22 protein-coding genes are annotated in these 25,974 nt (G+C 60.7%); 4 read left to right on the plus strand and 18 right to left on the minus strand.

The genetic code is table 11. The annotated features are described in order from the left end of the window. Window positions 1-97: 97 nt before the first annotated feature. Both ACP146_RS10145 and cls read left to right on the plus strand, forming a co-directional pair. Window positions 98-3,565 (plus strand): PAS-domain containing protein, encoded by a 3,468-nt coding sequence (locus ACP146_RS10145; protein WP_422366637.1) that lies wholly within the window; start codon window positions 98-100, stop codon window positions 3,563-3,565. Between the two features lie 90 nt (window positions 3,566-3,655). Continuing rightward, the gene (gene cls, locus ACP146_RS10150) at window positions 3,656-5,101 is read left to right on the plus strand and encodes a cardiolipin synthase (protein WP_422366638.1); all 1,446 of its coding nucleotides are present in this window, start codon (window positions 3,656-3,658) and stop codon (window positions 5,099-5,101) included. A 26-nt stretch (window positions 5,102-5,127) separates the two neighbouring features. Here the strand turns inward: cls and ACP146_RS10155 are convergent, their stop codons facing one another. The 11 genes from ACP146_RS10155 to ACP146_RS10205 all read right to left on the minus strand — a co-directional run bounded on the left by ACP146_RS10155 (window position 5,128) and on the right by ACP146_RS10205 (window position 17,155). Then, window positions 5,128-6,102, minus strand: a complete 975-nt coding sequence (locus tag ACP146_RS10155) for a type II secretion system F family protein (RefSeq protein ID WP_422366639.1) — start codon at window positions 6,100-6,102, stop codon at window positions 5,128-5,130. Next, the gene (locus tag ACP146_RS10160) at window positions 6,099-7,106 is read right to left on the minus strand and encodes a type II secretion system F family protein (protein WP_422366640.1); all 1,008 of its coding nucleotides are present in this window, start codon (window positions 7,104-7,106) and stop codon (window positions 6,099-6,101) included. The genes ACP146_RS10155 and ACP146_RS10160 overlap by 4 nt, the downstream gene beginning before the upstream one ends. Further along, the gene (locus ACP146_RS10165) at window positions 7,103-8,740 is read right to left on the minus strand and encodes a CpaF family protein (protein WP_422366641.1); all 1,638 of its coding nucleotides are present in this window, start codon (window positions 8,738-8,740) and stop codon (window positions 7,103-7,105) included. Before ACP146_RS10165 ends, ACP146_RS10160 begins: the two co-directional genes overlap by 4 nt. A gap of 6 nt (window positions 8,741-8,746) precedes the next feature. Next, the gene (locus tag ACP146_RS10170) at window positions 8,747-10,000 is read right to left on the minus strand and encodes an AAA family ATPase (protein WP_425032530.1); all 1,254 of its coding nucleotides are present in this window, start codon (window positions 9,998-10,000) and stop codon (window positions 8,747-8,749) included. After that, window positions 9,997-10,713, minus strand: a complete 717-nt coding sequence (locus ACP146_RS10175; protein ID WP_422366643.1) for a CpaD family pilus assembly lipoprotein — start codon at window positions 10,711-10,713, stop codon at window positions 9,997-9,999. Before ACP146_RS10175 ends, ACP146_RS10170 begins: the two co-directional genes overlap by 4 nt. Before the next feature lie 10 nt (window positions 10,714-10,723). Beyond that, window positions 10,724-12,094, minus strand: coding sequence for a type II and III secretion system protein family protein (locus ACP146_RS10180; protein WP_422366644.1), 1,371 nt, complete (start codon window positions 12,092-12,094; stop codon window positions 10,724-10,726). Between the two features lie 12 nt (window positions 12,095-12,106). Next, on the minus strand, window positions 12,107-12,994 hold the full coding sequence (cpaB, locus tag ACP146_RS10185; protein ID WP_422366645.1) for a Flp pilus assembly protein CpaB: 888 nt from the start codon (window positions 12,992-12,994) through the stop codon (window positions 12,107-12,109). 103 nt (window positions 12,995-13,097) lie between these two features. After that, window positions 13,098-13,607 (minus strand): A24 family peptidase, encoded by a 510-nt coding sequence (locus tag ACP146_RS10190; RefSeq protein WP_422366646.1) that lies wholly within the window; start codon window positions 13,605-13,607, stop codon window positions 13,098-13,100. Between the two features lie 166 nt (window positions 13,608-13,773). Further along, window positions 13,774-13,968 carry a Flp family type IVb pilin gene (locus tag ACP146_RS10195; protein WP_422366647.1) on the minus strand — a complete coding sequence of 65 codons (195 nt, stop codon included), beginning with the start codon at window positions 13,966-13,968 and terminating at the stop codon, window positions 13,774-13,776. A 220-nt stretch (window positions 13,969-14,188) separates the two neighbouring features. Further along, entirely contained in the window at window positions 14,189-15,256 is a 1,068-nt protein-coding gene (locus ACP146_RS10200) for a glycosyltransferase family 2 protein (RefSeq protein WP_422366648.1), read from the minus strand. Window positions 15,257-15,352: 96 nt separating this feature from the next. Beyond that, a complete protein-coding gene (locus tag ACP146_RS10205) occupies window positions 15,353-17,155 on the minus strand; it encodes a hypothetical protein (protein WP_422366649.1) in 1,803 nt (600 codons plus the stop codon). Window positions 17,156-17,464: 309 nt separating this feature from the next. On the opposite strand from ACP146_RS10205, the gene ACP146_RS10210 reads away from it, so the two are divergent. After that, window positions 17,465-18,745 (plus strand): glycosyltransferase family 87 protein, encoded by a 1,281-nt coding sequence (locus ACP146_RS10210; RefSeq protein WP_422366650.1) that lies wholly within the window; start codon window positions 17,465-17,467, stop codon window positions 18,743-18,745. A gap of 67 nt (window positions 18,746-18,812) precedes the next feature. Here ACP146_RS10210 and ACP146_RS10215 read toward each other — a convergent pair whose 3' ends face one another. After that, on the minus strand, window positions 18,813-19,838 hold the full coding sequence (locus ACP146_RS10215) for a glycosyltransferase family 2 protein (RefSeq protein WP_422366651.1): 1,026 nt from the start codon (window positions 19,836-19,838) through the stop codon (window positions 18,813-18,815). 150 nt (window positions 19,839-19,988) lie between these two features. On the opposite strand from ACP146_RS10215, the gene ACP146_RS10220 reads away from it, so the two are divergent. Then, window positions 19,989-21,593 (plus strand): hypothetical protein, encoded by a 1,605-nt coding sequence (locus ACP146_RS10220; protein ID WP_422366652.1) that lies wholly within the window; start codon window positions 19,989-19,991, stop codon window positions 21,591-21,593. Here the strand turns inward: ACP146_RS10220 and ACP146_RS10225 are convergent. The 6 genes from ACP146_RS10225 to ACP146_RS10250 all read right to left on the minus strand — a co-directional run bounded on the left by ACP146_RS10225 (window position 21,556) and on the right by ACP146_RS10250 (window position 25,973). Further along, window positions 21,556-22,497, minus strand: coding sequence for a hypothetical protein (locus ACP146_RS10225; protein WP_422366653.1), 942 nt, complete (start codon window positions 22,495-22,497; stop codon window positions 21,556-21,558). The two genes, ACP146_RS10220 and ACP146_RS10225, sit on opposite strands and share 38 nt — an antisense overlap. Next, a complete protein-coding gene (locus tag ACP146_RS10230; RefSeq protein WP_422366654.1) occupies window positions 22,494-23,231 on the minus strand; it encodes a class I SAM-dependent methyltransferase in 738 nt (245 codons plus the stop codon). Before ACP146_RS10230 ends, ACP146_RS10225 begins: the two co-directional genes overlap by 4 nt. A 136-nt stretch (window positions 23,232-23,367) precedes the next feature. Continuing rightward, a complete protein-coding gene (locus tag ACP146_RS10235; protein WP_422366655.1) occupies window positions 23,368-23,706 on the minus strand; it encodes a HesB/IscA family protein in 339 nt (112 codons plus the stop codon). Between the two features lie 82 nt (window positions 23,707-23,788). After that, window positions 23,789-24,205 (minus strand): SUF system Fe-S cluster assembly protein, encoded by a 417-nt coding sequence (locus ACP146_RS10240; RefSeq protein WP_422366656.1) that lies wholly within the window; start codon window positions 24,203-24,205, stop codon window positions 23,789-23,791. Between the two features lie 21 nt (window positions 24,206-24,226). Continuing rightward, window positions 24,227-24,697: a Fe-S cluster assembly sulfur transfer protein SufU gene (gene sufU, locus ACP146_RS10245; protein WP_422366657.1), complete on the minus strand. Its 471-nt coding sequence runs from the start codon at window positions 24,695-24,697 to the stop codon at window positions 24,227-24,229. A gap of 4 nt (window positions 24,698-24,701) precedes the next feature. Next, window positions 24,702-25,973, minus strand: a complete 1,272-nt coding sequence (locus ACP146_RS10250) for an aminotransferase class V-fold PLP-dependent enzyme (RefSeq protein WP_422366658.1) — start codon at window positions 25,971-25,973, stop codon at window positions 24,702-24,704. Between the last annotated feature and the right edge of the window lies 1 nt (window position 25,974).

Raw genomic sequence — 25,974 nt, forward strand, 5'->3', positions numbered from 1 at the left:
AGCGGATCTGAACGAGGAGATTAGCGATTGCCGGCTGAGCTCTTGGTGACTGCAGCAAAACACTTGGAATTGGGCTGATGCCCGGCAATAGATGAACATGCGTCTGAGCACTCGGAGCCAAGCAACGGACGACTGGGGACTGGCGGCTTTGGCCGAGCAGATTCTGGAAAGGCTTCCCGTTGCCGTGGCCGTGGCGCTCTATGCCAGCGACGGCAAGGAGCCGGCGCTGATTTACGGCAATGCCGCCTTTGCTGAGCTGTTGGGGGTCACCCCCTCAGGCGCTGCGCCTGCTTTTCTCTCCGAAGTCTTGGGCAAGGGCCCCGGTGGTGCACCACCCGGCTGCCGATTGGCCGAGGGCGCGCCTTTCGACGAAACACTGGCCGCCGCGGGGACCGCGTTGGCGCAAGCATCGGTCCGTTGCAGCTGGGCTCCTCTGGATATGGCGGCGGACGGCGGTAACTGCTGGACCGTTACGCTGACGCCGGTCGAGGACGGCGCTGCTTTGCGCGCAGAGTTGGACGAGAAAGAAGCGCAACTCTCGGCAATCCTCGATTACTCGCCCATGGACATCTGCATCAAGGATGCGGAAGGTCGCTATGTTCGGACCAACCGCCGCTTTTCCGAGATCTACTCGGTGGCGATGGACACCACTGCCGGCAAGCTGGCGTCGGACATCGGGCTGTCAGAGGAGTGGGCATCGCGCAGTCGGCAGGTAGATCTTCAGGTTATCGAGACCAGAAAGCCGGTGGTGTTTGAGGAACACATCCCCTTGCCGCGGGGGCCGATGGAAGCGATCACGGTCAAGTTCCCGATCCTCGATCCGGACGGCTCCCTCCGAGGGGTCGGGGTGATGTGCTCCGACGTCACGCAGCGCCGCAAGCTTGAACAGGCCTTGCGCGAAAGCGAAGAGTGCCTGCGGATGATTTTTGAGCACGCGCCGCTCTACATGAACCTGAAGGACGCCGAAGGCCGCTATGTCGCTGTGAGCCGTCAGCTTCGAGAGGTCCACGGCCTGACGGCACAGGAAATGTACGGTCGCCTGCCTGAGGAGATTTCGTCGAACGTGGAATGGTCCAGTCGAACCTCCCGGGCCGATCAGGAGGTTCTGAGAAGCGGACGCATCCTGATTCAGGAAGAGACCTTTCAGCGCGACGGTCAGAAACGAGCCATTCTGACCATCAAGTTTCCGCGGATCGGTGCCGACGGGCAGGTCATCGGGCTTGGTTCCCTGGGCAGCGACATCACGGAGCGCAAGCGCACCGAGCGGGCCTTGTTCCAGAGTGAAATGGAGGCCGCCCGTACCCGCGCGCTGTTGTCTGAAGCGATCGAAAGCATGACCGACGGCTTCGTGTGGTTCGACAACGAAGGCAAACTGATTCTCTGCAATCGAAAGTACCGCGAACTCTATCCGCGGCTGGCCAGCGATCTACGCCCCGGGGCGGCCTATAACGATCTGATGAAGCTGGCCTTCGACCGTGACCAGTTCGCTGTTGTGGCATCGGGCGAGATGTCGATGCAGCGGCTGCAGCCTTCTGACTATGTCAAGGAGCATCCGACCTTTCGCACCAAGACGAGCGAAGGGCGTTGGATCGAGGCCCGCAACCATCCGGTCGAGTCCGGCGGCTTCATCGGCATTCGCCTCGACATCACCGACCGGGTGCTGGCGGAAGACGCCCTGAAGGAAAGTGAGCAGCGCTTCAAGGACTTCGCCCAGTCCGGTCCCGGCGGATTCTGGGAGATGGACGAGGGGCTGCGCTTTTCCTCCTACTTGGATGTGCAGACTGCGAGCGGCCGTTCCAGGCCCGCCGCGCAGGAGGCGATTGGCCGGACGCTATGGGATCTGTTCTCCGCCGACGTTGAGAACGATCCCTATTGGCGCGCGTACCGCGAGGATTTCGAGGCAAGGCGGCCGATCCGCGATCTTCGCGCTTCCTATTGCGATGGTGGTGGACGGCGCTACTCCTGGCGTATCAACGGCAAGCCCTATTACGACCGCACAGGGCGGTTTGCCGGGTACCGGGGCGTGGCCGAAGATGAGACCGCCGAGGTCGAGGCACGGCGACGCGCGGAAGCTGCGGAGGCACGGCTGATCGATGCGATCGAGAGTCTGTCAGAGGGCTTTGCTCTGTTTGATTCCGATGATCGTTTGGTTCTGAGTAATCAGACCTACCGCGAAGTCTCGAAGGAAAAGAGCCACTACATCGTACCGGGCGTTAAGTTCGAAGAGATCGTAAGGCAGAATGTCGCCAATCACTACGTTCCCGGCCTGGAAGACGAGGAAGCTGCCGAGGCCTGGATTCAGCGCCGTTTGGCCAGGCATCAGGCGGCCGAGAGTTTCATCGAACAAGACTGGGGCGACGGACGGTCTCTGCTGATCACTGAGAGACGAACGCACGAGGGTGGGATCACCACTGTCGTTTCGGATGTCACGGAGCTGCAAGGCGCGCGTGCAGCGGCCGAACGTGCCAATGACGCAAAGACCCGGTTTCTGGCAGCGGCCAGTCACGACCTGCGCCAACCGCTGCATGCGATCGAACTGTTCGTTGCCGCGTTGGAGGCGACAGTCGAGGACGATGAAGCTCACGAGCTGGTGGCCGATATCCGCGAAGCCTCGGAGGCGGCGGGTCGTCTGCTGAATGCCCTATTGGATATCTCCGAGCTGGAGACCGGTCAGCTGGAAGCGCGGATCGAGGCCGTTCCCGTTCAGAAGATTCTGGACGGCCTGCTGCGGGTCTACGGGCAGCAGGCCAGCAAGCGGGGCCTGGCCCTGCGAACGGTCCCTTGCGGCCTGGCAGTTCACAGCGACCCCGTTCTCTTGGAGAGGATCCTTAGCAATCTGCTGTCAAACGCCGTTCGTTATACGGAAAGCGGTAAAATTCTGCTCGGCTGTCGGCACAGAGGCGACCGTCTGCGGATTGAGGTTTGGGACACCGGCCCGGGGATTCCCGAAACCGAAAGAGCCACGATATTCGAGGAATTTCACCAGCTTGATAACGCGGCCCGTGATCGTCGGAAAGGGGTCGGTCTCGGTCTATCGATCGTCCGTCGTCTGGCCGGAATCCTCGACCATGAGATCCTTCTGGATTCCATGCCGGGTAAAGGCAGCGTTTTTTCGGTCGAGGTTCCGTTGGCCAACCTTACCGAAGATGAGGCCGTTGCCGAGAAGGCGAAGGATGAGTTTGCCGCTGAGGGTTTGAAGGTTTTGGTTGTGGAAGACGATGTCCAGAGCCAGAAGGCCATGTCGCTGACACTCGGGATATGGGGGTGCAGCGTCCGCGTTGCCTCGGACTACGAGGAGGCTCTCGACCTCGTTTCCTCGGATTGGGGTCCCGTCGATGTGATCGTGGCGGACTACCGCTTACCGAAGAATGTGAATGGAGTCGAAGCGGCAAAGCGGTTGCGCGCTGCCTCCGGGCGTGAAGTTCCGGTGTTGATCGTGACCGCCGACCAGGGCCGCGGGCCGCGCGGCGAGATTGCGGCCGAGGGCTTTCGCTCGCTGCGCAAACCGGTCCGATCCGAGCATCTGCAAGCCAGCCTGGCCGGTCTGTTGAAAGGCGCTGACTGAGTCCTCCCGTTGGCCCTTGCGGATTCTGACGGGTGATATCACTCTGGCGGGGCTTGGTCCGACCATCGCGGAGAGGTTTCAGGAAGCCTTTTGCATTCTGTTTCAATAGAGAGTCTTTGGCCCTTTCTGGGCTTTGTGGCCGCGGTAATTCATCTCTCCGGCATTCTTTCGGCCTTTCACGCTATCGTGCGTACCCGAACCGCCCAGGGGGCTGTTGCCTGGGCCATCTCGCTCGTGACCCTTCCCTATCTGGCGCTTCCGCTTTACTGGATCTTCGGCCGCGGCAAGTTCTACGGTTACGTCGCTGCGCGGCGAAGCGGTGACCTGAAGATCCACCATATTGCCGCCGATTTGCGGGACCGCCTGAAACGTCCGGACACCCGCTTCCAGACGCCGGAGGGCTGCAGTCTGCGGGTCCTGGAACGTCTGGCTGGAATGCCGTTTACCAGCGGCAACGAGATCGAAGTTCTACAGGACGGCTCCGCCGCCTATGGGGCGATGTTCGATGCCATAGATGCGGCCCAGCGCTACGTCCTCCTGCAATCCTACCTGATCCGCGATGATGATCTTGGACGCGACCTGAAGGCTCGTTTGCTGCGCACGGCTCGCCGCGGGATCGCGGTCCACCTTCTCTACGATGAAATTGGCAGCTATGGGTTGCCCGCGAACTTTGGTGCGGAACTGATGGCCGGTGGCGTGAAGGTTCGTGCTTTTTCGACTGTCCGGGGACCCGTCAATCGGTTCCAGTTGAACTTCCGCAATCATCGCAAGTCCTTGGTTGTCGACGGCAGCAAAGCCTTTGTGGGCGGTTTGAACTATGGTGACGAGTACCTGGGCAGGAGCGGTCCATTCGGTGCCTGGCGCGACACGCATGTGCGTCTGAGCGGCCCTGCTGTGCAGGCCGTCCAGCTTGCCTTTGTCGAGGACTGGTACTGGGCCGCCCGGGAGGTGCCGGAACTGCTGTGGGATCCTCGGCCGGGCTCAGGGGGCGCAGCGGCGCTGGTTCTGCCTACCGGTCCGGCTGACCATTGGGACAGCTGTGAACTCTTCCTGTTGGAAGTGATTCGAACCGCAAAAACGCGCATCTGGATTGCCAGTCCTTACTTCGTGCCGGACGAGCAGATCGTTTCCGCACTGCAACTGGCGTCGCTGCGCGGCGTCGAGGTGCGTATTCTGCTGCCGCTGCAAGCGGATCACGTGCTGATGGATTGGGCGAGTTATGCCTACTATCCGATGGCGGAGCGGGCAGGAATAGAGATCTACCGTTATGAAGCTGGTTTCCTGCATCAGAAAGTTCTGCTGGTGGACGACACCCTGGCCAGCATCGGAACCGCCAACCTGGATAACCGTTCGTTTCGGTTGAACTTTGAGATTTCAACGGTGGTTTGGGACCGGCGCTTTGCCGGATTGGTCGAAACCATGCTCCGCGATGATTTCTCTGCCAGTCGCAAGGTGGTTGCGGGTGAACTCGACGACAAGTCTGTGTGGTTTCGCTTCGGCGTCAGGTTCTCACGATTGTTCGCGCCGATTCTTTGAGGACTACGGGAAGGGCCCGCGGAAACCTACATACCGCTGAGAGCGTCAATCGTGCGTAGGATCGCCGGCCCGATCAGGACTATGAAAAGCGGCGGCAGGATGAAGATGATCATCGGCACCGTCAGAAGCGCGGGCAGCCGGGCAGCCTTTTCTTCTGCCTTCATCGCCCGTTCTTCGCGTGATTCGGCTGACAGAACCCGCAGCGAGTGGGCAAGGGGAGTGCCGTAGCGTTCCGCCTGCAACAGGGTTCCGACCACGCCGCGGATCACTATCAGGTCTGTCCTGTCCGCGAGATTCTGGAGCGCGACCCGCCGGTCAGGCAGAAAGCCGAGCTCCAAGCCGGTAAGGCTGAACTCGTCAGACAATTCCGGCGCCGTCTTCTCCATTTCCTGAGAAACACGAGTCAGCGTTGCGTCGAGACTGAGGCCTGCTTCTGAGCAGATCACCATGAGGTCCAGGGCGTCCGGCAGAGACTTTTGGATCGCAGCGCGCCGCTTGTCGGCGGCGTTCTTTACGATGATGTCCGGCAGGTAGGCACCGGCAACCACTGCGCCCAGCGCTGCTGCGGCACGACCTGCCGGCCCCAGATTGTAGGCTTCGAGGCCATAGAGCAAGAAGGTGGCAACACCGCCGAACGCAAAGGGCAGCGCAAGCTTGAAGAAAAAGAAACGCACCACGGCATCTTTGCTGCGCCAGCCCGCCTGCATCAGCTTGGCGCTGACCTTTTTTGCCTGGGTGCTGCGCAGCAGCTTAAGCTTGTCGACCACCTTGTGCATCATGGTCAGGCTTTGTAACTGCGCGTCACGCCGGCGCGGTGTCATCATGCCGGCGCGCAGATCGCGGCGCTGGGCGGCAATCATGTCGGCACGCTTGCCGGAGACATCGCGATGCAGCAAGGCAAACCAGACAGCGACGACGCTGACCAGGACCGAAAATCCGGACATCAGGACCAGCAGGTCTTCGATGGACATGCCGGGTGGGATGAGATCTTCCAGTGTCATATCTCGAACTTAACCATGCGATACATGACCCCGATACCGACGGCAAAGCTGAGGAAACCAAGGAAGACCATGAAGAGTCCGCGGGGGTCTTCGAAGAGCTCCATGATGTAACCCGCATTGACCAGGAAAATCAGCAGCGCCATGATGAACGGCAGGGAGCCGATGATGTAGGCGCTGGCCTTGGCCTCCGAAGAAAGGGCCTTGATTTTCAACTTCAACTGCCGGCGGCGGCGTAAAACGTCCGAAAGGTTCGCGAGAGTCTCGGCGAGATTGCCGCCGGTCTCCGACTGAATGGCGAGGGCGACCGTAAAAAAGTTGAATTCCTGGATATCGAGACGTTTGGAAGCGTCCCAAAGGGCGTCTTCCAGTGACTCGCCGAGGCGGACGGAATCGGTAATGCGTGTCAGCTCTGTCCCGACCGGGTCGACAATCTCGTCGCCGGCGGTTTTGATTGATTCAGTGATAGGAAGACCTGACCGAAGACCGCGCACCATCAGATCGATGGCGTCAGAGAAGCGGGCGATGAACTTGTTTCTGCGGCGGGCGATAAGAAAGCTGAGACCGGCATGCGGCAGCATAATCGCGGCGAAGACACCGAACAGAATTGCGACGACCAGGGGCATGAAGCTGAGGAACTGTAGGCCGCCGGTCGTGATCAGTCCCAACACCAATCCGATCATCAGATAGCGGCCAAGGGAACCCGAAAAACCTGCACTCTGAAGGCGCAGACGCAGTCTTTCCGGCCGTGGCATCAGGCGCTTGATAAGGCTGTCCACGACCGCGATGCTGCTGTCGGTGTCAGAGCGCCGGATTGAGACCGATTCCGGTGTCGCCGCCCTGGTATTTGATGTTTTGATTCTCTCGACACGCCTCTTGACCTGCTTTGCCGAGCCGTCGCCGCCAAAAATCAGAAGCAGGATAATCAGCATCAGCAAGCTCGGGAGGATCAGGAGCAGCAGCTCGGCCGAGATGGTGCCGAGGCCGAATGGCAACTCGATAATCATCCCATCGCTTCCAGCAGCGGCTTGTCCAACCCGAAATAGGCAGCGCGAGGCCCGAAGTGCGGACGCAGGCCGGATGACTTGAAATTGCCGAGCAGCAAGCCGTCTTTGCCTTCGCCCTGGAACTCGTAGGTGAAGAGATTTTGGGTGGTGATGATTTCACCCTCCATGCCGACGATTTCCTCCACGTGGGTGATACGCCGCATGCCGTCGCGCATCCGCGAGACCTGCACGATCATGTCCAAGGCAGAAGCGATCTGCGTGCGTACGGCGCGAGCTGGAAGGTTGATGCCGGCCATGCCGATCATGTTTTCAAGGCGTGTGAGCGCCTCTCTTGGACGGTTGGCATGGATGGTGCCGAGCGAGCCGTCATGGCCGGTGTTCATGGCCTGAAGCATGTCGACAGCTTCGGAACCGCGGACCTCACCCAGGATGATACGGTCGGGGCGCATACGCAGGGCGTTTTTTACAAGATCACGCATAGTGATCTCGCCGCTGCCCTCCAGGTTGGGCGGTCTTGTCTCCAGCCGGACGACGTGAGGTTGCTGCAATTGCAGTTCGGCAGCGTCCTCAATGGTCACGATACGCTCACCAGGGTCAATCAACTGTGACATGGCGTTCAGCAGTGTCGTCTTGCCGGAGCCCGTGCCGCCGGATATCAGGATGTTGAGCTGACTGCGCGAAGCGATCTTCAACACCGTGGCCATGGCGGCCGAGATATTGTTTTGCCGCTGCATCACGTCGAGGGTGATGCCTTTTTTGGAGAACTTCCGGATCGAGATCGAAGGGCCGTCGATGGCAAGCGGCGGAATGATGATATTGACGCGGCTGCCGTCGAGCAGGCGGGCGTCGACCAAGGGTGTCGTTTCGTCGACACGGCGGCCGATCTGCGAAACGATCCGCCGGGCGATGTTCAAAACGTGTTCGTCGTTCTGGAACCGCACATCGGCAAGCTCCAGTTTGCCGCGGCGCTCGATATAGACCTGGTGCGGCCCGTTGACCATGATGTCGGTAATCGACTCATCGGCCAGCAGCGGCTCGAGAGGACCAAGGCCCAACATGTCGTCGAGCATGAGATCGACGATGGACTGCTGCTCCGGCGAATTGAGGTTCAGCTTCTCATCGAGCACGATTTCGCGCACGATCTCGCCGATCTGCCGTGTCAGGTCTTCGCGCGGCAGCTGTGAAGCTGCGGAAACGTCCAGACGCTCCATGACCAGCGGATGGACCTTGTTTCGGGCCGCCTCAATGATTGGTGTGTGCGAGGTCGCTTTGCCCTTGGGGTGACCCTCCGGCGGGCTGATCGAGCCGCTTTGCGGATCCGGCAACTGCTCCAGGATTTCATTGCGCTCTTCGGGCTGCATGGCTTCGCATTGAAGCAACCAGTCGATGAGGGCCGAGACAAGTTTTCGGCGCTGCAAGAGGGTCAGCTTGGTGCCGCTTTGCTCTACGGCATTTGAGAGCAGGTTCCCGATCCGCAGGGCCAGCTCCGGGCGTGGGATGTTAGAAACGTCATCATCGCCGAACAGCGAGAGAACAGCGGGTTGGAGCTGACGGCGCACGGCATCGAGATTTGCATCCTCGACACCGTTCGTGGAAGCGCTGCTCGACTGGTCGTTGTTGACGGCCCCCGACATGAGGTATCAGCCCTTGCGAAAGAGGCCGAAAAGCCCCTTCTTCTTTGCCGCCTTCTTTTTGCCCTTTGCCGGCTTCTTCTCCTGCGGCTCCGGCAGCTTGATGTCGCGCGCGAGCTTACGGATAACCTTGCAGACCTTGGCTTTGGCGTGGGACTGGGCGAGGGGCTTGCCCGTATTGGCCGAGGCGTTGAACACCTTGGGCTCATCAGGCAACAGCAGGTCAACCTTGTGTTCCAGGGCGCGTTGGAAGTCGCGCAACTCCATGGCCTGCTTGGTGTTGAGCGCACGGTTGGCGATGATCCGGACCGGTGTCTCGGGGGCAACCTCTCTGATGCCTGCGAGAAGCCGCAAGCTGTCGCGCAGGCCGCAGAGGCTCAGTTCTGTCACCAGCAGGATTTCGGTGGCCACTTCGAAGACGCGCCGCCGTACTGCATAGGCGGCGCGCGGAACATCGATGACGATGGCGTCGTTGGTGCGTCCCAGGGCCTCGAAGAGCGCGTCGACGGCGTTCGGATTGTAGTTGATCTCTGAGGTCAGGTTCTCCTCGGTCGCCATAATGGCGAAGTTCGGCGTCAGTTTGGCGGTGGCACTTGAGATAAAGAGACCATCGACGCGGGCAGGATTCTCCAGCGCCTCGCGGAGGCCGCGTGTCGGTTCGATGTCGAGCGACAGAGCGACGGTGCCGAACTCCAGATCAAGGTCCACCAGGGTTGTCTTATGCTTTCGTTCTTCAGCGAGGATCCAAGCGAGGTTTACAGCCAGAGTACTGGCGCCGACGCCGCCGCGAGAGCCGATCACGGCGATCCGCGCTTTTTCTTCCTGCGCAACTTCCGGAACCACCGGCTCGTTGCTTTCTTCGGTCCGGTTCAGGGCTGAAACCAGCGCTTTTTCGGTCACTGGCTTCACCAGGTAATCGGTAGCGCCCGACTCGACGATTTCCCGATAGACAGCGATGTCATTCACCGACCCGATGCCGATAATCTTGGTGATCTCAGGTGTGGCTGCACGAAGCGACAGCATCGCGGTCTGCGGGGAGGTGGCCTCGGAGACATCGACGATCAAGACCGAAGGTGGTACCGAGGCGCTCAGGAACTCGATTGCCTGATTTGGGCCGCCGTCCTTCAGCAAAGGTTCGGCGAAGTACTCGCGGAGGACTGAGTCGACAACGGAGTGCGTTTGATTGTCGCCGACGAAGGCAACGCATTCGGCGGCTGTCGCGTCGGCAGCTTTGTGTTCCAGGACTCGATCAGCCACGCTCATTCCGACTTCGTCCCCTCTTCGACCAGAGGTTCGATTTCACCGATCCGGTAGCGCCGCACGGATCGGCTGAGCGCTTCGCCGTCGCCGGGTTCCAGCGTCCGGCCTTTTTCGAGATCTGCCGGATTGGCCACCATCACACCCAGGTTGTTGGCGTTCGGGCAGCCAAAAGCCGTGTCAAATGCGGGGAGTTCGGGCTCCAGCGGCTGCGGCTGGGCGCAGTCCGGCAAAATGGCCATGTACTTGGCCAGGCTGAGACGCACTTCATTGCCCTCGGTCCCGGGTGCCGGCACGCGCGGAGCAGAACCCAGAACCGCCTGATAGCCTCGATCGGCCAGTGCCGTGCGCACGGCTTCGAGGCGCTGCAAAGTCAACCGGTCGTAGGCCGGGTCGCGGCTTTGACCGGCGTTCAAGGTTATGATCGTTCCCGGGTCGGGTTCAGCTTCAATGAGCAGGGCGTCGATGGCCCGCTCTTCGCCACGCCGGAGCACGGCCGAACCGTCCTCAAAGAACACACTCTGCTGGAACAAGATGCTCTCGGCCTGGTTCTCCGGTGTAGCCGGTATCGGCTGCCACTTGGCGTGGTAGAAGACATGATTGACCACATCCGCGACGGCCTGTGCCTCGGGCGTACGCTCAGGGTCACCGGCGCAGCCTGCGCCCAGCAGAGAGAGCGAGAGAACCGCGGTGAGCTTGCTCAGCTTTCGTACCGTCATCCCTATGCTCCTAATCCAGAATAAAGCCGGTGTTCTTGTTGCCGCCGAGCCTGTCGGCCTGGTCCGCGTCAAGGGGGACCGTGCGTCCGGGTTGCGCGCCGGCTGCTGCCGGCGAGCCGTCAGCGGCCAGCGGAGGAGCACGGTAGGGGTCCAAGGGCGTTCGCAGTTGGTCCGGATTGACCGGCTGGACGATGTATGGTGTGACGATGATCACCAACTCTGTCTCATCGCGTTCGAAGCGATCACTGTTGAACAGCGCACCAAGGATCGGCAGGTCGCCCAGCCCCGGAATCTTTCGGTTTTCCTGGCGTGTGTTGTCCAGGATAAGACCGGCGATAGCGAAGCTCTGGCCGGAGGCGAGCTCAACCGTGGTTTCCGCTCTGCGTGTTGTGAGCGAGGGAATCGAAAGGCCCCCGGCGATGACCTGAACGGCATTCGACAGTTGGCTTACCTCCGGGCGCACGCGCATCGAGATGCGGCTGCGGCCCAGTAACGTCGGCGTAAAGGCGAGACTGACGCCGAACTGCTTGAACTGAACAGTGATGGTATCCTCGTCCTGGGAGACAGGGATCGGAAACTCACCGCCGGCGAGGAAGCTGGCGGTTTCGCCTGACAGTGCCGTCAGGTTCGGTTCCGCCAGGATGCTCACAAGATTGTCTTCGGCCAGGGCGTCGATCAGGGTATCGATCGAGGCGTTGCCGACGTCGCCGCCGGCGAAGATGGTGTTGATGCCGGCGACCGGGGGCAGGGACTGCAGGCCGAATTGGATGCCGCCGTCAACGAAGATATCCCAGTTGAACCCAAACTGGTTGATCACTTCACGAGAAACCTCCGCGATCCGCACGCGCAGATTCACCTGGTTGGGATCGGTTACCGCCAGCCGATTGATGATCTCCTCGCCTTCGCTGATGAAACGCGTCGCCAGGCGGCGCGCATCCTCAGCTTCACTGGCGGTTGCCACGCTCCCGGAAAGGACGATCGCACCATTGACGGACGAGGCCACGATGTCACCCGTCGGCACCAGTTCATCGAGGGCTCGCTGTAGACGGCCCAAGCTGTGATTCACGCTGACGGTGACGTTGGCAATCAGGTTGTCGTTGGCATCCAGGGCGAAGAGCGTGGTGGTGCCGACCCCCTTACCAAAAAGATAGAGTAAGCGGTCAGACTTCGCGCTGATATCGGCAATGGCGGGGTTGGCGATGAAAACAGACGTCATCGCGCGATCCAGCCGCAACAGCTGGCCCTCGCCCAGTTCGATGGCAATGGGGTCGCCGTTGCTCGGCACGGCACGGCCCTGGAGCGCCGCGGTGGCCTGCTCGGTCGAAGCGGCCATCGATACAATCAGGGCGATCGCCAGCCAAATGCCTGAAATTACGCGCATAAATCACACCGTTTAGAAACGCAGCTCTTCAACTTCATTACCACGCGTAACGTTAACAACCTTCTTATTGCCGTCTCTGCCGTCACGCATGCCGACCAGGCGGCTGACCTCGGTATCCCAGGTATAGGTATCGCCGCGCTCGGGGTCGGACTCCTCCTTCGTCTCGTTCAGGACCGCCAACCGCTCCAGCTCCTCCTCGTCCTTGGCGAGGCTTCTGAGCGAGATGGAGAGAGCGCCCAGCTCCCTGACAACGGAAAGCATCTCGGTTTGCTTGGGCGTGACCTCCACGGTGAAGTGCTTGGCGTACTGCGGGTTCGTCCCTTTATCATCCGTTACCTGATCGATCGCGAGTACGCGTACGTTTTGGAGTACAGTCTCGCTGGCCTTGCGCTGGATGACCTGTTCCCCGGTGTTTTCGGCCAGCGTCTGTGTCAAAATAATGTCAATCCGATCCCCAGGAAACACCAACCCGCTCACGCCCGAGGTGGCGTCGACGCGGATCGCGATGGCGCGATAGCCCGGCCGCAGCACGGCAGCCAGGAAACCACGTTCGCCCGGACGAACGACCCGTTTGGGCGTGATTGGTTCACCGGCGGTGAAGCCCCGGCGCACCACGGCGCCGAAAAATTCCTCGAAAGCCACTTCTTCATTGGTGAAGTACGTTTCTGGAATGTCATCGTTGGGCCAGATTTGCCAGCGCAGTTGGCCCTCCTGAATGAAGGCGCCGGTCGGCAGGTCGCCCTTGGCGACCAGAACCTTGATTCCTTCCGGCTCCACCGGCTGCTGCACCACTGTGGCGGGCTGGGCTCTTTGATTGGCCAGCCAACTGCGTGCGACGAATGTGGTGCCGACAGTAATGAGCAGAGCGGCGGCGATCAGAAAGATGTTTCTGAGAGACATGGCTTCGACCTCCTAGGCGCATCCGCAGAAGACGGCAGATACAGCGGGATCGGGCAGGATCACGCCGGCGGAAGAGCGGAAAAATGTGTTTGATTTCATGGCGCTAAGTTCTCATCAACAACTGCAAGGCGACGTAGAGGCCGCCGGCTGCTATGGCCACCGCATAAGGCATCGGCTGCTTTCCGAAAGACGGATCGCTGGAGACGAAGAAGAAAGCGGCAGGTGTTGCCGCCCGGATCATCCTGTGACGGATCCAAAGGGCGATCGCCAGCAATCCGCCGGTCAGCCCGGTATAGAAGACCATGGGCGCAAAGAGGGCGGGGCCTGCCCACAGTGTGACAGCGGCGAAGAGCTTCACGTCTGCGCCGCCGCAGAAGCGGAGGGCGAACAGGACGAAGCCAACGGCGAAGGCGGCCGCGGCACAGATCACACCACCCTGCCAGTCCACGCTGCCGCCCGAGGCCACAACGAAAGACGGGTACAGAGCCAGCAGCGCCACACTGAAGCGATTGGGGACGGTCAAGTTCCTGCAGTCGCTCGCAGCAGCCATAATCAGCAGGCCTGCGAATGATAGGATCGTGAACTGAGCCGTTGCTAATGACAGGTTCATCATGTGGCGATCCGGGCGAGAGCCCCTTGTTGCGCCCTTGCTCGGCTCCATGGAAATGGGAGCCAATAGGGGGCACACCGACAGAGAGATAGGGCCGCGAGGTTTTTGCCCCGGGCCCTATCGCACTGACTGATTCCGCAGGGACCCGGGGCCCCGAAGGATTCAAGCGTTACGGAGTAGACGTTGCCGTGTCCGCCGCATCGCTAAGCTCGTTCGACACGAGGCCGAAGACGTCCCTCAGCGAGTTACCCATCGAGGTAAGCGCCGCGATGGCAGCAACGGAAACCAGGGCGGCGATCAGGCCATACTCGATAGCCGTGGCGCCGGAATCGTCCTGAAGAAAGGACTTAATCGTGTTCATCATGATTGCGACCTCCTATGCACGCATATCCGAGACCGATAATCCCCTCTTCGCATTAATAAAAGGTAAAAGGAAATAGCTTTCTTGAGTGCAATATTAGAAATAATTCAAGAATAATATGGGTTTATTATTATAATAACTTGTTAATTTGGAGATGTGTTTGTGAAAAAAAAGAGATAAATAGTAAAGGCGAAACAATTTTTTGCAATTCCGCTGCTTTCGGCTAAATCGCCGCCCGGTGAACCACGTCTTTGTGAGCCGGACTTTCGGCCCGATGAGGCTGCGAACGCCGCGGAGTTCGTGGCAATGTCGGGAGCGGCGGTGCCGGCAGAGTAAGGTAATGCAGGCGTTTCGTCTCGCGGCGGCTGAGAGATACGGAATCAAGTATCAGACCACAGGCGAACCCAAGGGAGGCCAGCAACATCAGGGCGCAGACCAACACGGCGGTGGGCAGCCGCGGCACCAGTCCGGTCTCGAAGTAGGTCACGAACAGCGGTAGAGACAGGCCGACCGACGTCAATGCCAGGATCATCGCCCCGGACGAGAAGAACGCGAGTGGCCGTTCTTCTTTAGCCAGCCTTACGATGGTTTTGAGAATACGAAACCCGTCGCGAAAGGTGTTGAGCTTGCTTTCCGAGCCCTCCGGCCGCTCTTTATAGGCCGTCGGGACTTCGGCAACCGGCATCCGCAGCTCCAGGGCGTGGACCGTCAACTCGGTTTCAATCTCGAAGCCCTGGGCGAGGGCTGGAAAAGACTTTACGAAGCGCCGGGAGAAGACTCGGTAGCCGGAGAGGATGTCGTCAAAGCGTTTGCCGAAGAGATTGCTGACCAGGCCGGTAAACAGCCGATTCCCGAACTTATGCCCCGCACGATACGCCGCGTCGCTGGTGTTGATCCGCGCCGCGTTGACCATGTCCAATTGCTCTCGGCAGAGCAGCTCTATCAGGTCTTCTGCGGCGCTTGCATCGTAGGTGTCGTCGCCGTCCGACAGGACATAGATGTCCGCCTCGATGTCGGCGAACATCCGCCGCACCACGTTTCCCTTGCCCCTTAAGGTTTCGCTAACCACGTGGGCCCCGGCCTCGCGGGCGACTGCCGCGGTGCGGTCGCTGGACGCATTGTCATAGACGTAAATGCGGGCATTCGGCAGGGCAGCCTGAAAATCTCTGACGGTTTGGTCGATCGCCGCTTCTTCATTGTAGCAGGGCAGCAGGACGGCCACGGAGGGCGCGTCCGCCAGGGTCGCGGCCAGCGCTGCCTGCTGTCTGTGAACCGGATTTTCCTGTGTCATCGACCGTCCGTCCTCTTCGGAGCTACCTGACCCCCGTTGGAACAGTCTTGTCGAATTGGCTCAAGAATTCCCTAACACCGAAGGGCGCGCAGAGGCCTAGCGGTTGATGGCGAACAGCCGGGCTTGGCGCTGCAGGGAAGGCGGTAACACCACCTCTTCCGCCCACTGTGGTGCCTCGCCTTCGGAAAGGCGTTTGTAGAGGCTGTCGCTGGCGCTCGAGAAGAAGATCTTTTCCGCCCGGCTCTGACAGAGCAGGACCAGGTCGATCCGGCGCTCAGCCATCACGCGGCGGGCATTTTCGGTATCACTGCTGGTCAGGATCCTATAGCTGTCGTAGATCCCATCACTGTTGCGATGATACGGCGTGGCGATCACCGCATGGCCGGTGCGATAGAGCAGCTCCGGGCCGATGTCGAGGAATGTCAGAATGGTCTGTTGAGATCCGGCCCATCGGCCATCGGTTTCCAGGAAGTCTGAGACCTGCCGGACGTTGCAGGCCTCCAGCGACTGGCCGGAGGCATCCTTGGCGTCGGCCTCTTGGTTCTTCAGCATAGTACCGACCGTAATCGGTCCGAGCAGCAGCACGGTAATCACACAGCCACGTACCAACCCGCGACTGAGGTCGCTGTGAATGCTGTGGGTCCACTGCAGAAAGCGGTCGAAAACAACCGCGATGGCCATGACGAAGACGACCTCCGCATAGCTGGAGAACCGCATGTGTTTGATCGCCATCGGCCAAAGAATAAGACAAGCGAAGCCGATGAAGGCGAGGACCCAGAAACGGTCAGAACGACGCTCTTCAAGCATGAACTTGAGGAAAAATGGAAGCACCATAAGACCGCTGCCAAAGTAGAAGATAAAGGCCCCGAGGCTGTCGCGATCCTGCGGAATAAGAGGGCGCATCTCCAATACCCGATCGAGCCAGATCGGCAGAATGCGGGGATCGACACCGGCCATGGGGCCGGTGAAGAACAGCGGATAGACGGCGTTGACCAGCAATCCGGCGGAAGCGACGCCGAAGACGCCGAGCAGCAGGCGTCCCAGAATGTGGGTTTGCCTGGCGGCGTGGTTCTCATAGAACTCGGCGGCGCGCCAGAACAGCAGAATACAAACAACAATCAGGAACTGGACCGAGGAAACCCTGTCGTAGCTTGGCTCCAGAAGGTCTTCCAGGGGGCGTTCTGCGAAAAGCGCGGCCAAGAGAACCAAACTGGCCGAGAGCGCGAACCATTTGTTCTGAGCCGCTTTCTCCCTTTGCCCGAAGAGCCAGGGTGTTCCCAAGGCAGCCAGGCAGACGGCCATGGGCAGGAGGAACTCCACCGAAAGCCAGATTCCGAACCCGGCGCCGGCGCCGGCGTAGACGGCCGGGCGCGCATCCAAAGGATTGCGCAGGGCCTGCAGCGTGAAACCGGCAGTGATGACGAAGACCAGCATCAGCAGGCTGTGATGATCGGCCCGCCCCGCAATGGAGTAGGCGAGGGCCGCGGGTTGAAGAAACAGCGCTACTACCGGCAGGAACCACACCTCGGGGCGGATCAAGGGGCGCATGGCCCAGGCGAGCGCAAGCGCCGTCATTAACTGCAGCAAGGGCGAAACGAGAATGCCGGAAACGTAGATTGCTTTTTCGAAAGTCATCCCGAACGAGGCCGGCAGAGCCACCAGCATGATCAGGATGTCAAAAGGCCGAGTCCAGTGCAGCGTGTCACCGTATGGGGCGTTAGCGCGGTCGATGGTGCCATCGAACCAGTCCCAGCTCTGATAAAGCTCGGTGACGCGAAGCAGACGCATATAGCTGTCGGGGCCGACAAGTCCGGACTCGAAGACCGGTAGGTCGCGGAAGACGATCAGGCTGGTGTGGACCAGGGCCCAGGTGATGACGAGGGCCAGGTAAGGCAGCAACTGGGCTGGCCCGTTTCTTTTCGCGCTGTATGACTGCATTGACCCGTCGTGTTTTGTGCTGCGTGAGCAGCGGTGATCCTGGGGCCAAAGCTCTAAGGAACGATTAAGTCTGAGGTCCGTCCAGGCCAGTGGCCGGCGCAGCGGGTATCGCTGGTCACAAAGCTGTCAACGGCTTCAACTCCACTTAACGACTTTTCGCTACCTTCCCCTTTCCGGCCGACTCTCTGTCGGGATTGGGTCCGAGCATCTGCGGGCCTTCGCACAACTGGCCGCGGCCAAGCCGCAGTATCTGGGTTTTTGGATTGAGCGATGTCGTGGTTCGGAAAAGCTTTACTGCCGGCAGGCAACTCGAACAGGGGCTTCGGGGCGCAGCGTCATCTTGACTTGGGCAGCGACACTCTTTTCTGCCTCTTCCTTCTCGCTGCCTGCCTGTTGTACAGCCTGCATGCGTCATTCAATTATCTGACGACCTTTACGGATGGCATCCTGGACTTTGCAGGACGTCCGATCGGGCGCGATTTCGTCAACTACTGGACGGGCGGGGTCGCGGTTATTGATGGTGCGGTCTCGCGGCTTTTCGATTTTAACAGCTACCATAGCTACCAGGAATACATTCTCGGCTTGGACTTTGCCGATCACAGCTGGTCCTATCCACCTCATATGCTTCTGATCCTGTGGCCGCTTGGGAGTTTCTCCTATCTGCCTGCCTTGGCGCTCTGGTCTGCGGCAACACTGTTTGCATACCTTTGGGCTTGTCGGCTGCGTAACGGCGACCCTTGGGTTGTCGCTTTGGCGCTGCTGCTGGCGCCATCTTCGTACATCTGCCTTGCCGGCGGGCAGAACGGATTCTTGACCGCCGCTTTGTTGATTGGTGGGTTTCGACTCATGAGAACACACCCGATCATTGCCGGCGTTCTGTTCGGTATTCTTACGGTCAAGCCGCAGTTAGGTATCCTGCTTCCCTTTGCATTGATGGCTTCGCGAAGGTGGCTGACGATAGTGTCCGCCGGGGTGACGACGGTTTTCATGGTTGCCGCCAGCGCTTTCCTCTTTGGTCTCGAAAGTTGGGAGGCCTACTTCGAGATCATCGTTCCCTTCCAGGCAGTCATCATGAACGAAAGGCAAGGCGAGTTTCTGGTGATGATGCCATCCGCCTATATGGGTCTTCGGCTTCTTGGCGTGGAACAGGAGATTCGCACCGCGGTGCAGCTTCTGCTCTTCGTCATTGCGCTGGCCGGCGTGGTCTGGACCTTTGCCAGGTGTCAGGATTGGATTCTTCAGTTGGCCGTTCTGACGGTGGGAACGTTCATTGCTTCGCCCTATGCCTTCAACTACGACATGACCGCCATCAGCTTCGCCCTGGTACTCATCACCATGCGGGCGCTTCGCAGCGGATTTCTTCCGTTTGAGCGCATTATCTTGGCAATGGTCTGGTTGCTGCCGATCTCGATAAACTGGCTCAACCTGCACAACCTCCCTGTTGGCTCTGTCATGCTGATGGCTTGTTTTTGCTGTCTGCTCTTGCGTGTCCACGGTGAGCTGGCAACCCCGAAGGTTGGCGGCGCGCAGTTGGGAAAGAAGCAGATATAGCGGATCGCTGACGACGCTTTCTTGATTGTTGTGTGCCAAGTGAATGGCTGCGTGCCTTTTTTAGGCTTCAGGCCGAGCGGCGGTCGGTCGGTTGAAGCGGCGTTTGTTTGGCTGCGATCATGCTGCCGCTTTGCGACTGACCGATCCGCTCTTCGGTAGGACCGTACTCGCTTTCGACGAGGTACTTCTCCTCTTCCTGAGGACGGCTGGCCCGGATCACTTCAGCAATCAGTCCGGTGGCCACCATCTGGGTTCCGAACAGTACCGCCATGATCCCCAAGAACAGGAGTGGACGCGATCCGATGGGCCCGGCGCCGATCAGCCAAAGCACTGACAGATAGGTAAGGGCGGCAAACCCAGATCCGGCGATCGGCAGGCCGATATAGGCAAAGAGGTGCGCCGGGCGCATGCGAAAGCGCGTCGAAAGCAACACGGTGAAGAGGTCGATCATGCCCTTGATCAGGCGGCTCCAGCCGTACTTCGACTGGCCATGACTTCGCGGGTGATGGGTAACTGGAATCTCGCTCACCTGAAAACCGAGGCTGTGGAGCAGGGCAGGGGTGAAGCGATGTAGCTCTCCATAGAGGTTGAGGTGCACCAGGGCGGAGCGCCGATAGGCCTTAAAGCCGCAGTTGTAGTCGTGCAGGCGCAGCCCGAAAATGCGCCCGACCACGGCGTTGAACAGCTTGGAGGGCAGAGTCTTGCCGAGCGGGTCGTGGCGCTTCTGCTTCCAGCCGCTGACCACGTCGACCCCGCTGCGGATCTGTTCCAGGAAGCGTGGTATCTCGGCAGGGTCGTCCTGCAGGTCGGCATCCATGGTGATAACCACATCGCCGCGGGCCCTTCGAAAGCCGGCGGAGAGGGCGGCGGCTTTGCCGAAATTGGTTCTGAAGTTGATCAGCGAGACTGCGGTGTTGCTCTCCACCAGCTTCTGGGCCTTCATCGCGCCCAGGTCGGTGCTGCCGTCGTTCACATAGATAACCTCGAACGGGCAGCCTGTCGGCGCGACCGCGGCGACGATCTGCTTGTAGAGTTTGTCTATGGTTTCCTCTTCGTTAAAAAAGGGGACCACGATTGAAAGAGACAGCGACATGAGGCTTCCTCGCATCTTCTCCGCGGCCGCGGAAACGCAGGATCCACGCGGCGGCAGAGGCTGCAGTCTGCGACAGAGTCATTAATCCTTTCACAAGCCGAATGGTTTACGACTTGGCGTTTCCATGAAAAGTCAAGGCGGGCCAACTGCTTGTCGACCTTTCCAGCTTCAGAGAACACAGGGCTGCCTGGCCTGCGCCGGTATGCCGGCCTGCTGACCGTCCTGACGATGGGCGTGGTCGTTTTTGCATTACCCCTCGTCTTTCCTCTCGGCATCGCCCGCGATTACCCCAATCATCTGGCCCGGGTTTTTATTCAGTACAGTCTTGGCGACGATGCCTTGCTGGCAGAGAACTATGCTCTTGAATGGCGTTTGATCCCCGACCTGGCGATGGATCTCTTCGCGGCGCCTTTCATGGGATGGCTGTCACCCTATGTCGTCGGCGCACTGTTCAACAGCCTGACCCTGCTGCTTCTGTTTTCCGCCGCCGTGGCCCTGCAACGGCGCAGGGCAGCGGCCATCAACCTTTGGGCGCTGCTGCCGCTGGCACTGCTATTTAACGAAGCCCTGCGCTGGGGGTTCATGAATTTCCTCTTCGCGGTCGGCCTGGCGCTCTGGGCTGTCTACTTCTGGCTGATGAGTGAGACCTGGTCCTGGCGCCGGCGCTTAGCGGTTTTCGCCTGCGCGCAGTCGGTTCTCTTTTTCGCCCACCTTCTTGGCTTTCTGCTCTGCGGATACCTGATCCTCTGCCTCGAACTATTGCGGGTCTGGCGCAGGCGGGACCTTGGTCTGCGGGAAAACCTGCTGACTTTCATCAGACACATGATGCAGTTTGCGCTGCCGCTCGTGTTCTTCGCCTACGTGCTCTTCGGCCAAGCCGGGGTCGGCGACAGCCAGACCTTCTATGGCCCGCTCAGAGCGAAGGCCTTGGCCTTTCTTTCCCCGACCTCGGCCCAGGTGGTGCCGGCCGGTCCTCTGGTGTTGCTGGTCATTCTGGTGCTCCTCTATGGCCTGCTGCGCCGCGGCGAAGCCAGGCTCGATAGCGATCTGAAGCCGCTGCTTTGGGCCATGGCGGGCCTTGTGATCGCCATGCCCAACATGGTCCTTGGAATCTGGGGCCTGGACTTTCGTTTTCCCTTTGTCGGGCTGCTCTTGCTTGTCGCAGCGGTGCAGCCTGCGGCGTCGGTTCTGGCCTCGCGACTGGTTCAGGTTCTATTGTTGTCGGTGGTCGGCACTTCGCTATTGGCCGGTGGGCTGCAGATGGCCCGTAACGACGCGGTACAGCAGGAGGTCCGACAGGCTCTGATGAAAGCCACACCCGGCGGCGCTCTTCTTGTCGCCGGCGACTACGATCCGGCCTGTCCGGGCTGCTCTCCAGCTTGGATCGACTTCGTGCACAGCGGCTCTCTCGCCGCTATTGAGCGCGGCATGTTCGTGCCGCTACTCTTCACCGCAACGTCTTTGGTGGAGGCCGCGCCTGCGCGTGCTGCCTTGGACGTGCCCCAGGGTTGGCCGGTGCCACGACAGGCCTTGGAGCAAGGCCGGGACCGGGTCCTGGCCGACCCGGCCGGCCGCCATGACCCGGCCCATGCCTATTGGAACGACTGGCCGCGCCACTTCGACTATCTGCTGTGGCTGCGCAGCGGCACCGCTACGTTGGATGAACTGGGTGGTTTGGAAAGAGTGGCAACGAGCGAGGTCTTCATTCTCTACCGGATCATCGCGCCGTTGCCGAGGGGCGGCTCTGGGCGCTGACTTCCTGACCCGGCCGGAACAGAAAGCCGGAGACCGAGAACAGCGCCTCGCCAACCAGGAAGGCGCCGCGTGTCAGGGCGGCAAAAGCGAGCACGGCTTCGGGGTCGGCCAAGCCGCCGAGCCCCGCCAGCAGACAGGCCTCCCGCACCCCCAGTCCGCCCGGGGCGCCCGGGGTCACGAAACCGATAAGCCAGGACGCCAGATAGACGAAGACCATTAGGGGCATGGCCTCCTGCGGCAGGTTTAGTACGGGAATAGCAAGCCAAACGCCGAGCAGAGCCACCAAGGCGAAGAAACTGAGCTGCAGCAAGCCGACGAAGGATAGCAGGCGGATGTCCAAGGAAGGCAGCAGTGCGCGCGCCTTCGGCGACAGCCACAGAAACACAATGCCGGCAACCGCACAGAGCAGCCCGGCGAAAACCCAAGGTCGCAGTTGCTCACCGGCCAGTGACAACAGCGCGGCAAGGCCGGACAGTGTGAAGGGCAACAGGGCCAGCAGGATCACCCCGACCGCAGCCAAGTGTCCCAGTATCTCCAGGAAGGTTGCCTGTGCCGGTGCCTTCTGGCCGTAGCCCAGGCGGGCTGCGGCGATCTGTCGTCCGGCATAGTGGAAGACGTTGCCGGGAAGGTACTTGGCGAAGGTGGCGAAGGCGTAGAGTTGCACCGCTGCTTCCGGACTGACCGGATTTCTTGAACACTTCTGCAGGCAGGCCGACCAGGCGAAAGCCAGAAGATAGAGCCCGGCGCCATAGAGCAGGGCGACGATGCAGGCGACCCCCAGAACCCGGCTGTTCAGATAGCTACCGAACTCCGAGAGGTCGAGGTCGCTCAGGGCGAAGCCCAGATAAAGCAGGGCCGCAAGCGGCAGCAGCCAGGCGGCGGCTCTCAGCAGACCCCTTGTCATCCTGCGTCCACCAGGGCCTGCAACACCGCCTGCTCCGGCGACAGTAGGACGGTGGAGTCCGGATAAGGCAGACAGGCGGTGAGACCGGAGGTCGCCAGTTTGGGCATGGCGCTGCCTTCCAGGGCCGCACGATAGCGCCGCCGGCCGGCGTTGTCGAAGAGGATCAGCCCATCCGGTTTGATGCGCCGCTTGGCCGCCTGCAGGCAGTGGGCCCGGCAGCGGCCGTCGATTACGATGAGATCGAAGAGGCCTTCGAAACGGTCGATGGCCTGTACGTAGTTGTTGAAGTCATACCCGGACCAGGCGCGGTGGGCGGACCAGTGAGTGCTCTGGGCGTCTACCGGTTCCGCCTCTGCCAGAGTGAGGAGTACATTGGGATGTCCGGCCACCTTCTTGGTCACTGTCGCGTGCCAGCGCGGATCGTGCTCTGCGGAAACAACGATTTCGGCACGCTTTGCCAGAAAGACCGTGCTGGCGCCTGAGCCGTATTCGAAGACCATCGCCCCCGGCCGCTGCTGAAGGAAGCGGTCCACCAGCTTTGCAGCCCGCAGCGTCCACCAGGGCAGGTCCAGTCGGACCATGGCGTCGATGTCGTAGATCGCGAAAAGGCTGTGCAGCCAGCGCCACAGATCACCGTGCAACGGCGGTGTCTCTCGATTCAGCACACCGCTGCTGTAAAGCCCGGACCCCAGGCCTTGCATGGCTGAAGCATAGGCGTGCTTGATTGTCTGCATAGTGGCTTCGCGCTCGTGACGGTCGTTGGGCCCGAAAATCAGGCGCAATTGTCCCAAGCGGATGTTAAGCCGCAGTTAACCTTGGATTGTTTCCGGAAGGGGGGCGGGCAATGCCCCGTGATCTCGGAGCGGCAGCTTAGACGTGGAAGGATTCCCCGCAGCCGCAGCGTCCCTTTTCGTTCGGGTTGGTGAAGACGAACCCTGTCTGGAACTTGTCCTCGACATAGTCCATCTCACTGCCGAAAAGGAACATGACCGCCGTCGGCTCTATGAAGATCTTGACGCCCTTGTCCTCGACCACGTCTTCCAGCTTGCGCTGCTCTTTGGCGTACTCCACCACATAGCTCATACCGGAGCAGCCGCGCGTGCTGACGCCGACGCGCAGGCCGAGGACCGGCTCTTCGCTCTTGGCGATCAGGGCCTTGACCCGCTCTGCGGCGGCGTCGGTCAGGCTGATGAGATTCGCAATAGCCATGGTCTATCTTACCCGTTCTCTTGAAACCTACATATAGGGATTACCGGGTTCAAACGGAAGGCCCTATAACTATCTATAAACGTTAGAACATTCCTAATGCCAGCTTGGCGTCCTCGGACATCCGCTCCGGCGTCCAGGGCGGGTCCCAGGTCAGGGTTACCTGGACCTCGCCGACGCCCTCGGCATCGGCCACGGCGTCGGCGACCTGCTGCGGCATCTCGCCGGCCACCGGACAGGCGGGGGCCGTAAGGGTCATCTGGATGGCGACCGAGCCGTCGTCGTGGATATCCAACTCGTAGATCAGGCCGAGGTCATAGATGTTCACCGGAATCTCCGGATCGTGGACCTGGCGCATCGCGTTTTCCACGGTCAGCTTCTCGGCCACCGGTAGGCCGGACTGCAAAGGCGCCCCGGCTCTGGCGGTCAGGCCTTCCGGTGCGGCGCCGAAGCCGAAGCTGTCCAATCCCAGGGGATGATCGTTGGGCGGATGGTCGTTCATCTTATCCTTCTATTCCGCGCTTCATTCCGTTGTCGCTTCGCCGCCGCCGGAAAGCGCTGATGTCATGGCGTGCCAGGCCAGCGTGGCGCATTTCACCCGCACCGGAAACTCGCGCACGCCGGAAAGCACCTGAAGACGCTCCAGCGCCTCGCGGTCCTCGGCTTCAGCCTGATCGAGAGTGAAGTCGTTTTCCGTGCAGAGACGGTGGAAGTCGTCGAAGAGCCGTCGCGCTTCGGTTTCGGTCTTGCCGCGCAGCACCTCCGTCATCATCGAAGCGGAAGCGATGGAGATTGCGCAGCCCTGGCCCTCGAAAGCGACGTCCTGGATGCAGCCGCTGTCGTCGGCCGCCAGATAGACCGTCACCTGATCGCCGCAAAGCGGGTTGTAGCCGCGCGCGGAGCGGTTGGCCTCCGGCGGATGGCGGTGGTTCCGCGGATGCTTGCCGTGGTCCAGGATCACTTCCTGATAGAGATCGCGGAGGGCGTCTTCCATGGCGCTAACCGAAGAGGTCCTTCACTTTTTCCAGTGCCCGGGCCAGCACGTCGACCTCCGACGGCGTGTTGTAAAGGCCGAAAGAAGCCCGGGCGGTGGCGGGTACGCCCAGGCAGGCCATCAGTGGCTGGGCACAATGGTGGCCGACACGAATGGCCACACCCTCACGGTCAACGATCGTGCCGATGTCGTGGGGGTGGATGCCGTCCAGGGAGAAGGAGACGATGGCCGCCTTGTCCTTGGCGGTGCCGTGAATCGTCAGGCCTTCGATCTGCTGCAGCCGCTCCGTCGCATAGGCGAGCAGGCCCGCCTCGTGGGCGGCGATGGCGTCGTGGCCAATGGCGTTGACGTAGTCGATCGCCGCGCCGAGGCCGATGGTTTCGACGATCGGCGGCGTGCCGGCTTCGAAGCGGTGCGGCGGATCGGCAAAGGTGGTCTCGGCAAAGCTGACGGAACGGATCATATCGCCGCCACCCAGAAAAGGCGGCATCTCCTTCAGAAGCTCTGCCTTGCCGTAGAGGACGCCGATCGCGTTCGGCCCATAGAGCTTGTGCCCGGTGAAGGCATAGAAGTCGGCGTCGAGGTCGCGCACATCGACCTTGCCGTGGACGGCGGACTGGGCACCGTCGACCAGAACCCGGGCACCGGCTTTATGGGCCAGCCGGATGATGTCCTTCATCGGGTTCACCGTGCCCAGCACGTTGGAGGTATGGGTCATTGCCACCAGCCGCGTGCGTGGCGAGAGCATCGCCTCGAAGGCTTCCATCTGTAGGCTGCCGTCTTCGGCGATGGGAACCACTTTCAGCGTGATATCCGCCCTGTCCCGAAGCAACTGCCAGGGCACGATGTTGGCGTGATGCTCCATCTCGGTGATGATCACGTCGTCGCCGGCCGCGAAGCCGTTGCCGAAGCTGTGGGCAACCAGATTGATCGCCTCGGTAACGTTGCGCGTGAAGACGATTTCCTGATCCGAGGCGGCGTTGAGGAAGGCCGCCACCGTCTTGCGGACGCCTTCATAACGGTCGGTCAGATGCTGGCTGAAGTAATAGGCCCCGCGGTGCACATTGGCGTAGCAGGTTTCCTGGATCTCGCGCATGGCATCGATCACGGCCCGCGGTTTCTGGGCCGAGGCGCCACTGTCGAGGTAGGTCAGCGGCTTGCCGTGAACCTCTTGCTGCAAAACCGGAAAGTCTTCGCGCACCCGCGCCACGTCGAAGGCAAGGGTGGAGTTGCTGCCGGGGCCGATCTCGGCCAGGGTCTCGGTTGCAAATGCCATG

It is taken from the genome of Pelagibius sp. (assembly GCF_965249265.1).
Classification (GTDB): domain Bacteria; phylum Pseudomonadota; class Alphaproteobacteria; order Kiloniellales; family Kiloniellaceae; genus Pelagibius.